The following is a 17364-nucleotide window of genomic DNA, read 5'->3' as shown; positions in this document are numbered from 1 at the left end:
CGATCAAATTTTCCGTTCAGCCCTTGCAAGAGGGAGCCGTCCACATATGGAACTGGCAGCCAGATCAGCAACCGATCGCCGAAGCCGCCTGATCTGCGGCCTCCAGGCCCCGCTTACGAAAGGGTGACAAGCCGGGCCGCACCGGCAAGCATCAACTGCCCGGTGACGGGGCGTCCCGATTCCACCAGCCCCCGCCCAGAGCCTCGATCAGCGCGGCGGTGTCGTTCAGCAGCGCGGCGCGCGCCTGTTGCAAGGCGATGCCGGTCTGCCAGTGGGCCTGCTCGGCATTCAGCACCTGAAACTGCGCAACCGCGCCGAGCCGAACCTGTCCCTGAGTTATCGCCAGACTGTCGGCAGCCGCCCGTTCGGCTCGTTCTGCAGAGCGGAGTGCGTCGGTATCGGCGCTGATGGCGGCCAGCGCATCGGAGACATTCTGAAAGCCTGCCAGAACGGCGCTGCAATACTGGGCTTTGGCTTCGTCATATGCAGCATCCGCAGCGTGTTTGCGATGCAGCAGCGCCCCCCCGTCGAACAGGGGGGCGGTCAATCCGCCGACAATGCTCCACAGGATATTGTCGTGTGCCAGCAGCGTGCCGAAATCGGTGGACGATCCGCCGACGCCACCGCTGAGCGTGATGGAGGGTAGGCGCGCGGCTATCGCGACGCCGACTTGTGCCGCAGCGGCGTGAAGATTGGCCTCAGCCGCTCGAATGTCCGGTCGTTGATCGACCAGTTTCGCCGGCAGGCTGAGTGGCAGGTCGCTCGGCAGGGAAAGCCCGTGGAGGTCGAAATATGTTTGTTCCGCATCGGGCATCTGTCCGGCGAGGGCCGCGATCCGGTCGCGTTGCTGCGCCAGTTGTTTCTGAAGCGGGGGCAGCGATTGTTCTGTCTGGGCGAGGAGGGTTTCTTGCGCCGCGACATCGGCGCGCGCGGCATCGCCTAAGCGGAGGCGCCCGCGCAGGATTTCGAGAATGCGCGATTGCGCAGCGACGCTCCGTTGCGTGGTGTCGATCTGAGCACGCAACGATGCCTCTGTAATTGCAGCGACAACGACATTGGACGTGAGGGTGAGATAGGTAGCCTCGACCTGGAAGCGTTGGACCTCCGCCGCAGCGGCGCTCGCCTCGATCTGGCGGCGGGTGCCGCCGAACAGGTCGGGGGTATATCCGACGCTTAGCTGAGCGGTATGCAAAGTATAGAGGTTGCTGTTGGATTGCAGCGGCGACGCAAGGGTGGCGGGATTACGTGCGCGCGTCACGGATGCGTCGGCATTGACGCTGGGGAATAGGGCTCCGCGCTCAGCCTTCATAAGCTCCTGCGACTGACGCAACGCGGCGCGGGCGGCTTCGAGATCGGGATTGGCGGCGATGGCGCGGCGGACCAGCGCGTCCAGAGCGGGCGAATGGAATGCCGTCCACCAGTCCGCCGGGATATCGGCGCCCGCTGCGATGGTTTGAACGCCGGGTTTCGCGCCGGGAACATTGGCATAAGCGGCGGAAGGCGGAGGGGGCGGGCGATGAAAATCGGGACCTGCGGTACAGCCTGCCGTGGCAAGCAGGGCGCCTACCGACGCGATGATGGGAAGAGAGCAGCGGCGACGCATCGTTTCAGGCTCCCATTTCCGGTTGCGGCATATCGGTGACCCGTCGGCTGCGCCGTTCACCGCGTCGGGACGCACTCCGCTCGATGACATAATAGAGCGTTGGGACCACAAACAGTGTCAGTGCGGTCGCTACGATCAAGCCGCCGACGACGACCGTGGCCAGGCCGCGCTGCACGTCGCTGCCGACACCGGTATTGAGCGCTGCGGGAAGCATGCCGATGGTGGCCACGGTCGCGGTCATCAATACGGGTCGCAGCCGCTCGCCCGCGCCGGTCAGCACGGCGTCCAGCAGCCCCTCGCCATCGACGCGATGGGTATTGAGATTGGACACCATGATGATTGCATTCTGGATGGCGACGCCGAACAATGCGATGAAACCCACAGCGGAGGCGACGTTAAGCGTCATGCCCGTCAGATGCAGCGCCACCAGCCCCCCGAGCGTCGCCAACGGCACCACGCCGAGAATGAGAAGCACCTGCCGGAACAGGGCGAACTGGATGTAGAGCAGCAACGCCATCGCACCGAACATGATGGCGAGGATGACCTGCAGCCTGCTTTCGGCGCGCGCCTCATTTTCGAACTGGCCGCCCCATTCGAGGCGATAGGCCGATGGGTCGAAATGCACTTTCGACGCGATATTGCTCCGCGCTTCCTTCAGGAAGGAGGCAAGGTCGCGATCGCGATAGCCCAGCTTCACAGTGATCTGGCGACGGCCCATTTCACGTGTGATCGTACTCTCGCCCGACTTGAGCGACACTTGTGCCACGGCCGACAATGGCACCTGCGCGCCGCTCCCTGTGGTGATCGGCAGATCTCGTATCTGGGCGATGGTCGTGCGCGATGCCGCCGGGAAGCGCACGGCGATGTCGTAGCGCCGATCGCCGACATAGAGCTGATCTATCGCATTCCCGCCGATGGCGGTCTTGATAAGGTCGGCCACGTCATCGGCGTTGACACCCAGCCGCGCGGCAGCTTCCCGGTCCACCTTGATGACGAGTTGGGGGAGGGGCGGCTCCTGATCGACGGCGACATCGGCTGCGCCGCGTGTGTGGTCGAGCACATCGACAATGGCGTTGCCGATGCGGCGCAGTTCGCGGAAGTCGTCACCATAGACCTTGATGACCAGTTCGCTGTGCGCGCCCGCCATCTTGTCGTAGACGCCGTCTATCATCGGCTGGCTGAAGCCGACCCGGAAACCGGGCATCGTTCGGAACTTGGCGTCCATCCGTCGGATCAGGTCCGCTTTGGTTTCGCCTGACGGCCAGGTGTCATACGGATGGAGGCCGACGCTCGATTCGATATGGGACGGGGTGAAGGGGTCGGTGCCGTCATCGTTACGACCGAGTTGCGTCACGATATAGGATGTTTCTGGGAAAGAACGCACTGCACGGCGCAGTTCGGCCGCCATCTCCCTGCTCTTTTGCAGCGAAATGCCGCTGGGTAACTGCACCTGCAACCAGATCGATCCCTCGTCGAGTGTCGGCAGGAACTCGCGTCCGACCGTCGCGCCGAGCATGAGCACCGCTGCCGCTGCAACCGCGACGACGCCATAGATCGCGAATGGCATGTCGAGACAGCGGCGCAGGAGGACGGTATAATGGCGGTCGAGGATCGCCAGCACCGGATTGTGAAACAGCTTCTGCGGCTTGCGGAACGCCAGATAGGCAAGCGCAGGCACCAGCGTGAGCGACACCAGCAGCGCGCCGAGCAGCGCATAGCCCACCGTAAACGCCATGGGCGTGAACAGCTTCGCCTCGATCCGCTGGAACGCGAAGAGCGGCATATAGGCGGTGACGATGATGATCGTCGCAAAGAAGATCGGTCGGGCGACCTGGATCGCAGCGTCGGTCGCTTCGGCGCGGGTGAGGGGCTTGTCGGGGCGTTCCTCGCGTCGCCGCAGGAGGGATTCCATCATCACGATGGCGCCGTCGACGATGATCCCGAAATCGATCGCGCCCAGCGATAGAAGGTTGGCGGGCACATGTGTGAGATTCATGAGGATGAATGCGATCAGCATCGCGAGGGGGATGACGATGGCGACGATCATCGCGCTGCGCGGGCTGCCGAGGAACAGGATGAGTACGATGAGGACGAGGCCGACGCCTTCGAACACCGTATGCGACACCTTGTCGATGGTGGTATGGACGAGGTCGGACCGGTCGAGATAAGGAACGATCCGCACGTCCTTCTTCGCCAGTTCGGCGTTGAGTTCGGCTACCTTGGCATGGACATCCCCCATCACGCGAGAGGGATTTTCCCCGCGTAGCAGTGTGACGATACCCTCGATGGTGTCGCCATGATCGTCCTTGCCCACCACCCCGTGCCGTTCGACCTGGCTGAGCCGTACCTTGCCGAGGTCGCGCACCAGAATCGGAGAGCCGCCCTTCTGGCTGACGACTATGCTGCCGAGATCGTCAAGGCTGTGCAGCGCGCCGACGCCGCGCACGACATAGCCCTGCTCGCCACGCGTGATGATGCTGCCGCCGGTGCTGTGGTTGTTTGCGGTGATCGCATTCTCGACCGTCTTGAGCGAAAGATTGAACCGCTGAAGCTGGGCCGGATCGAGCTCCACCTGATATTGGGTGGTGATGCCGCCGAAATTGTTGACCGCCGCGACACCCTGTATCTGCGACAGGGCGGGAATCACTTCCCAACGCTGAATCTCGGACAATTCACGCTGACCCAGCGTACCGGATTCGAGCGTGTAGCGATAAATTTCGCCCACCGGCGATGTCAGCGCGTCGAGGCCCGGCGTTATGCCGGGGGGCAAGGTCACGTCCTGGATACGTTCCTGGATGCGTTGGCGCGACCAGTAATCCTCCGACCCGTCCCGGAAGACGAGGGTTATGAGCGAAAGGCCGAATGTGCTTTTCGACCGCATGATGGTAAGGCCCGGCGTACCGTTGAGGGCGCGCTCCAGCGGCACGGTGATTTGCTGTTCCACCTCTTCCGCTGCCAGACCGGGGGCCTGGGTGATGACCTGCGAACTGACATCGGCGATATCGGGATAGGCTTCGATCGACAGCTGTCGCCATGAATACCAGCCATAGATGGCGACGAATGCCGCGACCATCAAAACTATTCTCTGCCGCGTGATCGCGAGCCGGATGAAACGGTCAATCATCGAGCAGAACGCCGCCCTTGGCGATGACGCGCTGTCCGACGGCAATTCCCTTCGTGATGACGGTTCGCCCCCCCATTTCCGTTCCGGTTTCGACGACATGGCGCTCGAACGTCCAGGGGCGGACCTCCGCGTAGACGGTCGTGGCGTCATCCTTGAGCAGGAGCGCGGTGGTCGGAACGACGGTCATCCGGCCTGACGGCGCGATGAAACTGACGGACCCGAACATGCCGGGCTTGAGCTTCCCGTTCGCATTGGAGATGGCGATCCGCACCTTGGCACGGCGGGTGTCGGGATCGAGCAGGGGCGAGACGGATTGTACGCGGCCCGTGACGGTTTCGCCCGGATAGGCCGTAAGGCTTATCGTGGCCGGTTGCCCGGCACGGATGGAGGCAAGGTTGCTTTCGGTGACGTTTGCGGTGACCCACACCGTGCTGATGTCGGCTACGGTCATCAACGGTGCAGCGGTGTCGGTCCAGAAAGCCCCGGGCGCGGCAGCAAGGTCGGTCACGATCCCCGCGGCTGGCGCCGTCAGCGCCAGCCCGCCGCCCCGCATCCGCGCGGACGCGCCTAGCTGGCGAAGGCGGTCGGCGGCCCGGGCCGCTTCGGCCTGCGCAGCGGCGAAATCAGCCTGTGCCTGCTGCACGTCCTTGTCCGCGCCGCCGCCGATGCTTTTGAGCGCGATAGCGCGGTCGCGGGCGGTGGCGGAAACCCGCAATTGCGCACGCGCGCGTGCATCGTCGGCCTGCGCGGACGACAGGTCGGGCGCAGCCACCGTCGCCAGCACCTGCCCCGCGCGGACACGATCCCCGACATGGACGCCCAAGGCCGTGATCCGACCTGTGAGAGGCGTCAAAATGCGATACTGGCGGGCGGGGTCTGCTTCGACCGCCGCGGGAGCCTCGACGCCCTGTGTGACGCTGGCATCGGTGACGGGCGCTATCGCGATCTTTTTGCGGAGTGGAGAGCTCGCTGGAATCACCACCCTATTGCCCTCCATGGTGAAGGGCGCGGGTGGCGGAGCGGATGTCGATGTTTTGGAACCGCATCCCGCAAGGGCTGCAACCGCCACGATCGCCACCAGGCGGACGGACGGCACGATCCGCAGTGCGATGCCCGACGCCGCCTCATGGCATTCGCGAATGCTCTGGTTCCGGTCGATAGGCATTCTGGTTCCCCCGGTCATCACCGTCAGCGCACCAGCGAATATCTCCCGTTACCGGCATTCTTTTGAATGTCCGGCTGGCTAGCTGCGGGCTGATACAATGGGTGCGGCGGTCGGGCGAGACTCCATCGGGATAGGCGCGATATACGAAAGTATAACGTAACAGGCTTGCCGTTTACGGATTTTGCCGTGGCGCCAAAGCGGCTATGATAGGGCTGGATGACAGGTCACGGCAGGCGGAGACGGGCATGATCGAAGCACGCTCTGCGGATGGGCGGGATGGATCGCCGTCCCTGTATCGGCGTCTGACGTCCCCCGCCGCCAGAGTTTTGGTCATCGGCTTGCTGATGTCTGTGATATTCGTGTTCGACACGCTGACCGACCGGGAGATCGCGACCGCCGTCTTCTATATCGTCGTTATCCTTCTGGCGGTCGGCCAGTTTCGGCGACGCACCATTGTCCGGATCGCGACCGGGTGCATCCTGCTCTCTTTGATCAGCTTTGGTTTGAACAGGTCGGGGGCGCATGAAGCCGGGGGCGTGAATCTCGCCATCAGCGTTTCGACCATCGCTATCACGGCCTATCTCGCTCTCAAGGTCGTCGCTGCGGAGGCTGCGGCCCATGGCGCGCGGGCGCAGCTCATCCGGCTTGCCCGGGTCAATAGCCTGGGCGAGTTGGCAGCTTCCATCGCGCATGAAGTCAATCAGCCGCTGGCCGCCATCGCGACGAGCGGCGACGCCGCACTGCGCTGGCTGACCCGGTCGCCGCCGAACGTCGATCGGGCGCAGCGGGCGATCGGGCGCGTGGTGGAAGACGCCAATCGCGCCAGCACGATCATCGGCCGGGTGCGCGACCATGTAAAGGGCACAGCCCTCGACCGGCAGGCCCTGGGGGCGGAGGAATTCGTGGGGGAGGCCATAGCCCTGTCGCGAGGCGAAATCGACAGGAACGGCGTCACGCTCCACATGATATTTGCACAGGAATTACCTCTGATCTGGGGTGACAAGGTTCAGTTGCAGCAGGTGATCTGCAACTTGGTCCTCAACGCGATAGAGGCCATGGTCGCCATTCCCAGACACGAACGCAGCCTTTCGATTTCCGTCGCCCCGGACGTGGGCGGAAACATGGAGATTGAAGTGAGCGATACGGGGCCAGGTATCAGGACAGAGCATCTCCCTCGCCTTTTCGACGCTTTCTGGACGACCAAGCAGGATGGCACCGGGATCGGGCTGACGCTCAGCCGGTCGATCGTCGAAGCGCATCGGGGCACGATATGGGTAGAACGGTTAAAGCCGCAGGGCGTCTGCTTCCACGTCCGGCTCCCGGCTCATCGCTGCTCGGGGAGCGTCTGATGGAGCAGGCCCCGTTCAAACATGCAGCCGCCATCGTGCATGTGATCGACGACGACGCTTCGGTCCGCGCGGCGCTGGAGGATTTGCTCGCGTCGATGGGGATCGGCGTGCGTCTGTTCGGCTCGACGCGAGACTTTCTGGACAGTGCCTTGCCGGATGCGCCCGGTTGCCTGGTCCTCGATATCAGGATGCCGGGACAAAGCGGGCTGGAATTTCAGGAGCATATGGCTTCTTGCGGTATAGCATTGCCGGTCATTTTCATTACCGGGCACGGCGATATCGCCATGTCGGTTCGTGCGATGAAGGCCGGCGCCATAGAATTTCTCACCAAACCGTTCAACGATCAGGACTTTCTGGACGCGATCCATCGCGGGATCGAACGGGATCGAGCGCGGCGGACCCAGGCTGCCTATGGCGCGGATCTGGCACGACGCTTTGGCGACCTGAACGAAGGCGAAAAAGCAGTGATGCAGCTAGTGGTGGAGGGGCTACTCAACAAGCAGATTGCCGGTACGCTCGGGGTGAGCGAAATCACCGTCAAGGTGCGACGTCGTCAGGTCATGCTGAAAATGGGTGCAAAATCGCTACCGCAGTTGGTTCGCATCGCAGACGCGCTGCAGCATCTCAACTGACCGGCCTCCGCAGGCTCCAGCGATGCTGTCGAACGACGATATGGCGATGAATGAATAGCAACGTTGTAGGGAACTATAATTGAAAATGTTATAACGTTCCATTGACAGATTGCGGCATAGGCGAAATGCTCGGGCGCAACAGCCAAGGAGCATCATTCATGTCCCTGACCGCCATCGGCCAGCGCATCCTATTGTCCGACGTCAACCTGTCCTACGGTCGCCATCATGTGTTGCGCGGCCTCAGTCTGAAAGTCGACGCCGGTGAAATCTACGCGCTTCTGGGCGGCAATGGCGCTGGCAAGTCCACGACCATGTCTACATTGCTGGGTTTTGCCAGACCAGACAGCGGAACCGTCCTGATCGCTGGGCATGATCCGGCGGCGGCGCCAGACAAGGCGCGCGAGCAGATCGCCTATGTTCCCGAGAATGTGGCCCTCTACGACCATCTGACCGCTCGAGAAAATGCCGCCTATCTCCTGGCTTTGGCTGGCCGTTATCCCTCTCGGGACGCCATCGACGGCGCATTCGATGCAACCGGATTGCAGAATGCCGCCTGGGACAAGCGGCTCGGCGGCTTTTCCAAGGGGATGCGGCAGAAGGTGGCGATCGCCATTGCCCTGCTGCGCGAAGTGCCGGTGCTGCTGCTAGACGAACCATCTTCCGGCCTCGATCCCCGTGCCACCGCCGATTTCAACAGGCTGGTCCACGATGTCGCCCGCAAAGGCGCCGCAGTGCTGATGGTGACGCATGACCTGTTGTCGGCAGCCGACATTGCCGACCGCATCGGCTTCCTGGAGGCCGGTCGCATCGTCGATGAAGCATCGGCGCAAGGCGATGAGCGGTTCGACGTGCGTGAGCTGCACCGGAAATTCGCACGCGAAGTTATCGCCGCATGAGCCCCGTCAGCCTGATCGCGCGGGACGAATTGCGCCTGATGCGGCGCAACAGGGTCGCTGTCATCGCCTTTGCATTGCTCGTTCTGCTGACATTTTCGGCAGCGCTTATAAGCTGGTCGCATCAGCGATCCATCGCCGAAACCCGCGCTCGCTTTCAGGCGCAGGCCAGCGAAGCGTTCGAAGCCCAGCCCGATCGCCACCCGCACCGGATGGTCCATTATGGCAACTTCATCTTTCGTCAGCTGGGTCCGCTCGCCGCTTTCGATCCGGGCGTGGACGCCTTCACCGGCAACAGCATGTTCCTGGAAGGCCATCGCCAGAACAGCGCCAATTTCGGCGATGTCCGCCAATCCTCGCTGCTGGTCCGCTTCGGTCAGTTGACGCCCGCTTTCGTATTGCAGGTCATCGCGCCCTTGCTGCTGATCTTCCTGGGCTATGGCGCGGTGGCCCGCGAACGCGAGCGCGGCACATTGCGCCAAATGCTGGCGCAAGGCGTATCCGCGCGCGCGACGATCCTGGGAAAGCTGCTCGCTCTGGCCCTGGTTGCGGCGCTGGTCGGGCTGCCCGCAATGATCGCTTTCCTGCTGATCGCCGGACAACCCGGTGCACTGGCTGGACCCATGCTGGTCATCGCGCTCGGCTATGCCGCCTATCTGACGTTGTGGGCGATCATCACCATCCTCGTCTCTGCGCTTTGCAAGCGCGGACGCGACGCTCTGCTTGCCCTGCTGGCGATTTGGGCTGTCCTGGTGATCCTTGTGCCACGCATCGCGCCAGACGTCGCGTCGCAGGCATATGTGTTACCCACACGCCTGGAAACCGATATCGCCATCGCGCATGACCTGCATAAGCTGGGCGACAGTCATAACCCGGACGATCCCTTTTTCACCGCGTTCAAGGAAAAAACGCTGCGCCATTACGGTGTGACCCGGGTCGAGGATCTACCGGTCAATTATAAGGGGCTGTTGGCGCTGGAGGGCGAGAAGCTCACGTCCCGGCTGTTCGACGACTATGCGCGCCGCAGCTTCGCCGTCCAGCGGTCGCAGAGCGGGCTGAACGACAGCTTTGGCATCGTCAGCCCGGCCATTTCGCTGCGGCAATTGTCCATGGCGGCGGCTGGCACCGATCTCGAAGGGCATCGTCGTTTCCTCACGCAGGCTGAAACCTATCGGTACAATATGGTGCAACGTTTGAACCGGCTTCAGGCCGATGCCGTTAGCTACGCCAACGACACCGCGAGCGATGCGGGCGCTGACCGGCGCAAGCGCATCTCTGCCGGGCATTGGCACGAAATCCCGCCCTTCCGTTTTGAGCCTCCCGGCGCCGCCGATCTGGTAAAGGCCAGCCTACCGGGGCTTGGTTTGCTTCTAGGCTGGCTCATCGTCGCTGCGCTGGCGCTGGTGCCGGTCGCACGCCATCTTCAGAAAGCCCGTTCATGATCCTGATAGCCCACGAACTGCGTCTGTTGCTGCGGTCGCGCATGGCGGCGTTGGCGCTGCTGCTCGTCGCTTCGCTTTCCAGTGCCGCCGTCGTGGCGGGGATGGCGGAGATCAGCCGCCAGCGTGAGGTCATCGCGCGTATCCAGCCCGAGCAGGCGCAGGATATCGCCAGGATCGCCGAATGGATCGACCGGGACAAGGACGCTGGGAGCGCCGCCTATTATAGCTTTCACGCGACCTGGGACACACCCGCACCGTTGGCCTTTGCGGCGCTGGGTCTGCGCGATGTCGCCCCCTATATCCTGCGGGTCCGAGCCCTTGGGCTGGAGGCGCAACTTTATGACGGCGAAGCCTTCAATCCGGAACTCGCCCTGCCCGGTCGGTTCGATTTCTCCTTTGTCGTCGTCTATCTGACCCCGCTATTCGTCATCGCGCTGTTTCATGATCTGGTGTCGGGCGAACGGGAAGCGGGGCGGCTTCCTATGCTCGACGCTTTGGTGGGATCGGGGCGTCATCTTTGGGCTCGGCGCGTGGGCTTGCGCGGCGGACTGCTGTTTCTGGCCCTCGGCGTCCCGCTGTGTGTCGGCGCAATCCTGTCGCATGTGCCGGTCGCTCAACTGCTTGTCGTGCTGGGTCTGGTCGCCCTCTACCTAGGCTTCTGGATCGGCGTCACGCTGCTGATCGGGCGGCTGCGCTGGAGTTCTGTCGCCAATGCCGCGACGCTGGCGGGGCTATGGCTGATGCTGACATTGGTCCTGCCCACCATCGCGCATGTTGCGATCAACAGGGTGATCCCGGTCGGTCAGGGCGTTGAGATAAGTCTGGCGCAGCGAGAGGCGGTGAATCGCGCGTGGGACATTCCGCGCGAGGACACGATGCGGGCTTTCTACGCCAATCATCCCGAATGGAGGGGCAGCCCGCCGTTGACGACCGCCTTCCATTATAAATGGTATCTCGCCTTCCATCAGGTGGGCGACGAGAGTGTCGCGAAGAAGGTCGCGGACTATCGCAACGCCATAGAGGCCCGGGACGCGGCCGCTCACGCCATCGGCTGGCTGTTGCCCTCGGTCGGGGTCCAGTCCGTGCTCGCACGCCTTGCGGACACGGATATGCAGGCCCAACTCGCTTATCAGGACCGTATCCGCGCCTTCCACAAGCGGCTTCGCAATTTTTACTATGGCTATCTGTTTACCGACAAGCCCTTTGGAAAGGCCGATTTCGACAAGGCGCCGAAATTCGAAGGCTGAAACGGGATGGCAGACGGTACGGGCGAAGTCGGGGCCGCTCCCTCCATCGCCGATTATCCTTGCCCATCAAACCGTGCGCGCTCGGTCAAATCGAAATCGCGAGCGGCGGAAATGCGATAATAGCTCGCAATAGCGCTTGCGCCACCCAAACGCCCTGATAGACATCCCGGCATATTGCGATTGATTCGCATCATGGTTATACGGGGGTATATTTTGGGGGCTTTCAAAACAGCGCTGGTTGCATCGGTGTCCTGCGTTTCCATGCAGGCCTTCTCGCAGGACAGGGCGCCAGCCGAAGCGTCGGGCGCCGACAGCGAGATCATCGTGACCGGTCGCGCGCAGCGCCTCTACCGCGTGGAACAGACCACGGTTGGCAAGGCCGCCGAAGACCCGATGAACATCCCGCAGGCGATCCAGGTAATCAACTCCGATCTCTTCGCGGATCAGGGCGCGCGCGATGCGACCGACATCTACCGTAATATCTCGGGCGTCAGCTTCTTCAGCTATGCAGGCGTCACGTTCCGCGGATTTCGGCAGGACCAGTCTTTTTACGACGGGCAGCGCGGCAACCCGTTCATCGGCTTCTCGGTGCCGCAGCTGTTCAACATCGAGCGAGTGGAAGTGCTGAAAGGTCCGGCGGGCCTGTTCTTCGGCCCCGGGTCGCCGGGTGGCATTATCAACTATGTTTCCAAGGCGCCTTCCGACAAGACCGGCCTGCGCGCGGTTCTGACCGGCGGCACGTACGATCGGATCGGTTTGTCGGCGGAAGCGACCGGGCCGGTCGACGATGCGGGTGTGATCACGTACCGGCTCGGCGGTTTCTATGAATCGATGGATCCCTATCGGCGCAACACGCAAAACAAGTCGCGGATCGGCGATGCCGGCATCGCCATCAAGACCAATGAAGGCGGCAAGCTGACGCTTCAGGCGACGATCTACGACAACGAGCTTCAAGCCAACCGTCTGCGCGGCGTGCTGACCGACAATAACGGCAATTTCCTCACCGGCATCCGCTGGAATGCCAATGAGAAGACCGACTTCCTCAATTTGCGGTCGCAAGCCTATCAGGCGCGTTATGCGACGACGATCGGCGATCGCGTGACCTTCGACGCAGGTGCGCGCTATTTCAAGGCTACCGAAAAGCAGCAATATCATGAACCGCGCGGACTCGATCCCTCCAACCCCGATCTCGTCCGCCGCGAGTTCCGCGACCAGATCCGTCCCGTCGATGGCCTGTCGTTCATGGCCAATCTGACGGCACGGGTCGATGTGCTGGGCATGGAACACAAGTTTCAGACCGGTGCGGACTGGTACGATGAAAAGAGCGTTCTGCATTCGCGTATCCTGCGCGCTGGCGTGGCCTCGCTCAGCCTCAGCAATCCGGTCTACGGCAGCGGCGCGGGCGACGCGGCGCGCGCGGCCCTGCTGCCCTTCACCACCACCGATACCCGAACCAAGCGCAAGGGTGTCTATCTCCAGGATCAGATCAGCGTGACCGACGCGCTGCTGCTGGTCGCAGGTGCACGCTACGACAAATTCGATGACGGCGTCACGACCAGCAGCGGCGGCAAAATTTCCGGCCGGTCCAAATATTCCGACAGCGACGTGACGTTCCGGGGCGGCGCGATCTTCAAACCGCGTCCCGACGTGTCTCTCTACGCCAGCTGGTCGCAGAGCTTCGAGCCGCAGGCCGCCGCCGACCAGAACAGCGACGCGGGCGGTCCGTTCTCCCCGGTCACCGGTAACCAGTTGGAAGGCGGTGTGAAGTCGCAGCTGTTCGATGGACGGCTTCAGGCGAATGCCGCCGTTTATCGCATCGTGCGCAAGAACATCCTTCAGGTCGACCCCGCGCGGGAACCTGTCAACGGCGTGGACCAGCTCGCACCCATAGGCGAGGTGACGAGCAAGGGCTTCGAATTCGACCTGACGACGGATATCACCCCGAACTGGGTGCTGCTGGTCAATTATGGCTATAACGATACGAAGATTACCGGAACCGCAGTGGGGCAGGCGATCACCAACGCCGTGGGCGATCGCTTCGCCAACGCCCCCAAGCACAAGGTCGGCTTCTGGACCCGCTATCAGGTCCCGGCGATCGGCACAGCGTTCGCTTTCGGTGGCGAGCATGTCTCGCGCCGCATCAGCCTTTCGGGTCAGACGGTAAAGCCCTACACGATCTTCGATGCTTCGATCACCAAAGGTCTGGGTTTCGCCGAACTGCTGCTGCGCGTGGATAATATCTTCGACAAGGTGTACGCCGCTTCGGGCTTTTCCGCGCAGAGCGGGCACTTCCCGGGTGAGCCGCGCACGTTTCTGGCAGAGCTGCGCTTCCAGTTCTGACGATGGCGAAGGCACGACAGGATAAAGGTCGCTCGCTCTGGTGGCGGGTCCATAGCTGGGCCGGGCTGAAGTTGGCGATTTTCATGACTTTCGTGCTGGCGACCGGCACCCTTGCCGTCTTCGCGCATGAGATCGACTGGCTGATAACACCGGCAATGCGCGCATCGCCGCAGGATGGCCCCCGCGCCAGTTGGGGCGTGCTCGCCGCCGCTGCGGCAAAGGCCGAACCGCACGGACGATTGACGACGCTCTACGCGCCAATCGACCCGTGGTTCACTGTCGAAGCGTGGGTGGACATGGGAAAGGGCGCGCCACGCCGCGTCTACATCGACCCCTGGAGCGGGGAAGTGACCGGCACCCACGGTTGGGCGAACGTCCACCGCTTCCTGCGGCAGATACATCGTCATCTGATGCTGCCTACGAAGGTCGGCATTCCGCTGGTGAGCTCGCTGGCGCTGCTATTGCTCGCCTCGCTGGTGACCGGCATCGTCACCTACAAGAAATGGTGGCGTGGTTTCTTCCGCCTGCCCCGGGGCGGCGATGCGCGGCGGCTGAGCGGAGACCTGCACCGGCTCGGCGCGCTCTGGAGCCTCTGGTTCGTCGCCCTCATCGCGCTGACGGGCGTGTGGTATCTGGTTGAGACGCTAGGCGGCAATGCAGCGGTACCCAGGCTTACGAAAGTCGAAACGGTGGCTCCGCTGCCGACGGGGGCCGCGCTGGATCGACTTGTCGCAACGGCACGGCATATGCGCCCTCATCTCGACATTCGCGAAATCCGCTTCACGCGCGACAATGGCGTCGTTCTGCTGGGGCAGGATCGCGCCTGGCTGGTCCGCGACCGCGCCAATGGCGTGGCGATCGACCCTGCCGACAATCATGTGTCGACCTCGCTCGACGGCTCTAACCTCGACGTTCATCAGCGGATTTCCGAGATGGCCGATCCGCTGCATTTCGGCACGTTCGGGGGGCTTGCCACCAAGATCGTCTGGTTCCTGTTCGGAACGGTGTTGACGGCGATGTCCGTGACCGGCGTGATCATCTACGCCAAGCGGCTTGAAAAAGCCGAGCGTCATCGGCGGACGGCAGGTCGCATCGCCTGGGCGGGGATGGGCGCATGGGCTTATGTCTGCGCCGCCTTGATCATCATGGCTATCATACTGACGCCGGGCGCGATCGGTGGCGCCAGTTAGTTTCAGGACGCGTGCATGCGTGGAGTGGCTCGGCGGAAAGGTGCCGCCCCCTTCATGCCAATGTCGACGCCGCCTGACGATATCGCCCATAGCGGGCAAATGCGCGCGCAGGCAATCGCGATACAGCCGGGAACCGGTCACCCGGCTCCTTTTGAATGGGAGGCTTTGGAAACCGGGCCGAACCGAATGATCGACCGATGGCGTCAAACACCTCCTTCCAAGCCGAGTCAGATGGCCTTCAAAAATTCGTCTTCTCTTCCAGGTGCCGCTCGATGTCGGCGCGATTGATCCATAGGGTACGAAACGTCTTGTCGGCCAGCAGTTGCAGCTGATCGCTGTTATGCTTCGAACCAGGCTGGCTGGAATTGCCATAGCTCATCAGACCCACGGCCTTCATCGGTGTCCCGAACTCCACCATCGATACCCAGGTTTCTCCATGAACGGGCGTGCGCTCGCCATTCTTCATGGGCCCCCACGTCATGGTACGGAACACCCCGGCATTACCGAAACCGCCATTGCCGGGAACGCTGACGTTGCCGATATGAAAGCGGGACACGTCGCCGAACGGGCGGTCGATCGCGCCGTATAGTTGCTTTGTCTTCGCGACGGCCTGCTTCAACATGGTGACGGCGGCGGCGGGGTCCTTCAAGCCGCGTGGCGTTGCCAGCGGATCGTCCAGTGTCCATTTGACGGCATAATTGGTTTGGTCGGTGAAGTTTTTGGGCGCAAACAGGGCTGCCCATGTCTCGAACAGCAACGCCGCCCGGCTGCCCGGCTCGAAACGATAATCCCAGCCCTTGAGCAGTGCTGTCGCTGCCTTGACGTCGTCATCGTCAGAACCGGCAGCGGCGTTCAGCAGCTCTGGCAGCATTCGTTCGGCCATCAGCGATGTCGTCGTCAGCTTGCGCGATATGAAATCGTCGAAGCTGATCTTGGGCGTCTTCGTCATCAGCTTGACCGACATCTGCGCGCGCTGGCTCATCGGTCCTACGGGCGCAACATAGGCAGGGTAGGCCTTGGGATCGAGCGCGCGCGGCCAGGTCGCCAGCCATGGCGGGTCGTTGGCATTCTGTACGAAGCCGGTTGCGGGATCGAGCAGCTTGGGCATATCGTCATAGCTGTGGACATCCTTCCACAGCGTCGTCGACGTGTCGCCCGGAACAGGCGCGGACCAGTATTTCAGATCGCCGCCCGCATGCTTGGGCAACAGCCCATTGTCCAGGTACAGGATATGGCCCGCCCGGTCGGCATAGATGATGTTGAACATCACGACCTGCATCTTGCGCAACGCCTTTTCGAACGTCGCCCAGTCGCGCGCCTTGCCCATGTCCAGATATTGTTCGAGCACACCGGGCCGGTCGAGCCCCGCGACCTTGAGTGCAATGGTCGTCTTGCCGTCGGGCAGGGTGAAGACCGGGCCGTGCACAGTGCTCTTCTGCTCGAAGCTGACGGTCTTCAGCGTCCCGTCGGCCTGCCGCACCTTATAGCTTTTCGTGACGGTTCGGAACGGCAGCGTCTTGCCGTCGAAACGATATCCATCGCCCTCCAGTGTCAGCTTGTAGCTGGTGAAGCCCTGCATCGTGTTGACGGTATTGGTAAAACCCAGATCATTGTTGAAACCGAAGCGCAGCACTGGAAGCCCGACCTGCGTCGCGCCGTAGATGGCAAGGCCCGGCGCGGTGATCTGCGCCTCGTAATAGGTCAACTGGCTGGGTGCCCAGGGCAGATGCGGGTTGGCGAGCAGCATCGCCTTGCCGCTGGCCGATCGGGAGGGCGCGACCGCCCACGCATTGGATCCGCCCGCCTCGTTGATCGACGGATCGGTCAGCACCTTTCGGTCGGACGCGATATAGCCGAAATTCATCAGCCGTTGCGCATGGGCGATGATATCCACGCCTTTAAGCGGCAGCACGACCTTGACCTCCTGGGCGATCCGGTCTGGATGGGCCGCGGCATAGGCGTTGATACCGGCCGCGAACGCATCGAGATTCTTCTGCATCTGCGGCGTCTGTTGCTTGAACCACCGGATCGAGCGGGCAGGAACGTCGTTGGCGACCAGCCATTTGTCCTGGCTTTCATATTTGTCGCCCCAATATTCGGCGGCCCGGGCGCGGCTTTCGCCATACATGCGCAGCAGCAGATTGCCGTGGCTTTGCGCCTGCGCATAGCCAAAGCCGTAGAAACCGCCTTCCTCTGTCTTCGCGTAGATATGCGGCACGCCGAAGCTGTCCCACAAAATCTCGCCGCCGGCCCCTTTGCCCGAAGGCGCGGCGACCGAAGCGGTGAGGGCGGACGAGGCGGCCAGAACCGCAAGCCAGATCGTGATGGGGCGCATAGCCAGACTGTCTCCTGTCATGTCAGGTTCCGCGGCGCCTGCAT

11 protein-coding genes are annotated in these 17364 nt (G+C 62.6%); 7 read left to right on the top strand and 4 right to left on the bottom strand.

Annotation, left to right across the window (positions count from 1 at the left end; all coding sequences use genetic code 11):
• Window positions 1–151 precede the first annotated feature (151 nt).
• Genes DI606_RS04100 through DI606_RS04090 form a run of 3 tightly spaced genes read right to left on the bottom strand, consistent with a single transcriptional unit; the run spans window position 152 to window position 5892 of the window.
• On the bottom strand, window positions 152–1603 hold the full coding sequence (locus DI606_RS04100) for an efflux transporter outer membrane subunit (protein WP_293979989.1): 1452 nt from the start codon (window positions 1601–1603) through the stop codon (window positions 152–154).
• A 4-nt stretch (window positions 1604–1607) separates the two neighbouring features.
• Complete coding sequence (locus DI606_RS04095; protein WP_293979988.1) at window positions 1608–4727, bottom strand: CusA/CzcA family heavy metal efflux RND transporter; 3120 nt, start codon at window positions 4725–4727, stop codon at window positions 1608–1610.
• Window positions 4720–5892, bottom strand: a complete 1173-nt coding sequence (locus DI606_RS04090; protein WP_293979986.1) for an efflux RND transporter periplasmic adaptor subunit — start codon at window positions 5890–5892, stop codon at window positions 4720–4722. The genes DI606_RS04095 and DI606_RS04090 overlap by 8 nt, the downstream gene beginning before the upstream one ends.
• A 344-nt stretch (window positions 5893–6236) precedes the next feature.
• Between DI606_RS04090 and DI606_RS04085 the strand changes: the two genes are divergently transcribed.
• From DI606_RS04085 to DI606_RS04055, 7 genes are all read left to right on the top strand, one after another.
• Complete coding sequence (locus DI606_RS04085; RefSeq protein ID WP_293979984.1) at window positions 6237–7241, top strand: ATP-binding protein; 1005 nt, start codon at window positions 6237–6239, stop codon at window positions 7239–7241.
• Window positions 7241–7873: a response regulator gene (locus DI606_RS04080; RefSeq protein WP_293979982.1), complete on the top strand. Its 633-nt coding sequence runs from the start codon at window positions 7241–7243 to the stop codon at window positions 7871–7873. Before DI606_RS04085 ends, DI606_RS04080 begins: the two co-directional genes overlap by 1 nt.
• Before the next feature lie 158 nt (window positions 7874–8031).
• Window positions 8032–8769, top strand: coding sequence for an ATP-binding cassette domain-containing protein (locus DI606_RS04075; RefSeq protein ID WP_293979980.1), 738 nt, complete (start codon window positions 8032–8034; stop codon window positions 8767–8769).
• Entirely contained in the window at window positions 8766–10208 is a 1443-nt protein-coding gene (locus tag DI606_RS04070; RefSeq protein WP_293979979.1) for a DUF3526 domain-containing protein, read from the top strand. The genes DI606_RS04075 and DI606_RS04070 overlap by 4 nt, the downstream gene beginning before the upstream one ends.
• Complete coding sequence (locus DI606_RS04065) at window positions 10205–11455, top strand: DUF3526 domain-containing protein (RefSeq protein WP_293979978.1); 1251 nt, start codon at window positions 10205–10207, stop codon at window positions 11453–11455. The genes DI606_RS04070 and DI606_RS04065 overlap by 4 nt, the downstream gene beginning before the upstream one ends.
• A gap of 213 nt (window positions 11456–11668) precedes the next feature.
• The gene (locus DI606_RS04060) at window positions 11669–13795 is read left to right on the top strand and encodes a TonB-dependent receptor (RefSeq protein WP_293979976.1); all 2127 of its coding nucleotides are present in this window, start codon (window positions 11669–11671) and stop codon (window positions 13793–13795) included.
• Window positions 13796–13797: 2 nt separating this feature from the next.
• Complete coding sequence (locus DI606_RS04055; RefSeq protein WP_293979974.1) at window positions 13798–14985, top strand: PepSY domain-containing protein; 1188 nt, start codon at window positions 13798–13800, stop codon at window positions 14983–14985.
• A 238-nt stretch (window positions 14986–15223) separates the two neighbouring features.
• On the opposite strand, the gene DI606_RS04050 is transcribed toward DI606_RS04055, so the two are convergent.
• On the bottom strand, window positions 15224–17341 hold the full coding sequence (locus DI606_RS04050) for a penicillin acylase family protein (RefSeq protein ID WP_293979973.1): 2118 nt from the start codon (window positions 17339–17341) through the stop codon (window positions 15224–15226).
• Window positions 17342–17364: the final 23 nt, after the last annotated feature.

Source organism: Sphingobium sp. (assembly GCF_003248505.1).
Taxonomy (GTDB): Bacteria; Pseudomonadota; Alphaproteobacteria; order Sphingomonadales; family Sphingomonadaceae; genus Sphingobium.
Note: the sequence above shows the minus strand (reverse complement) of the source record. Positions and strands in the feature narration are given on the sequence as shown.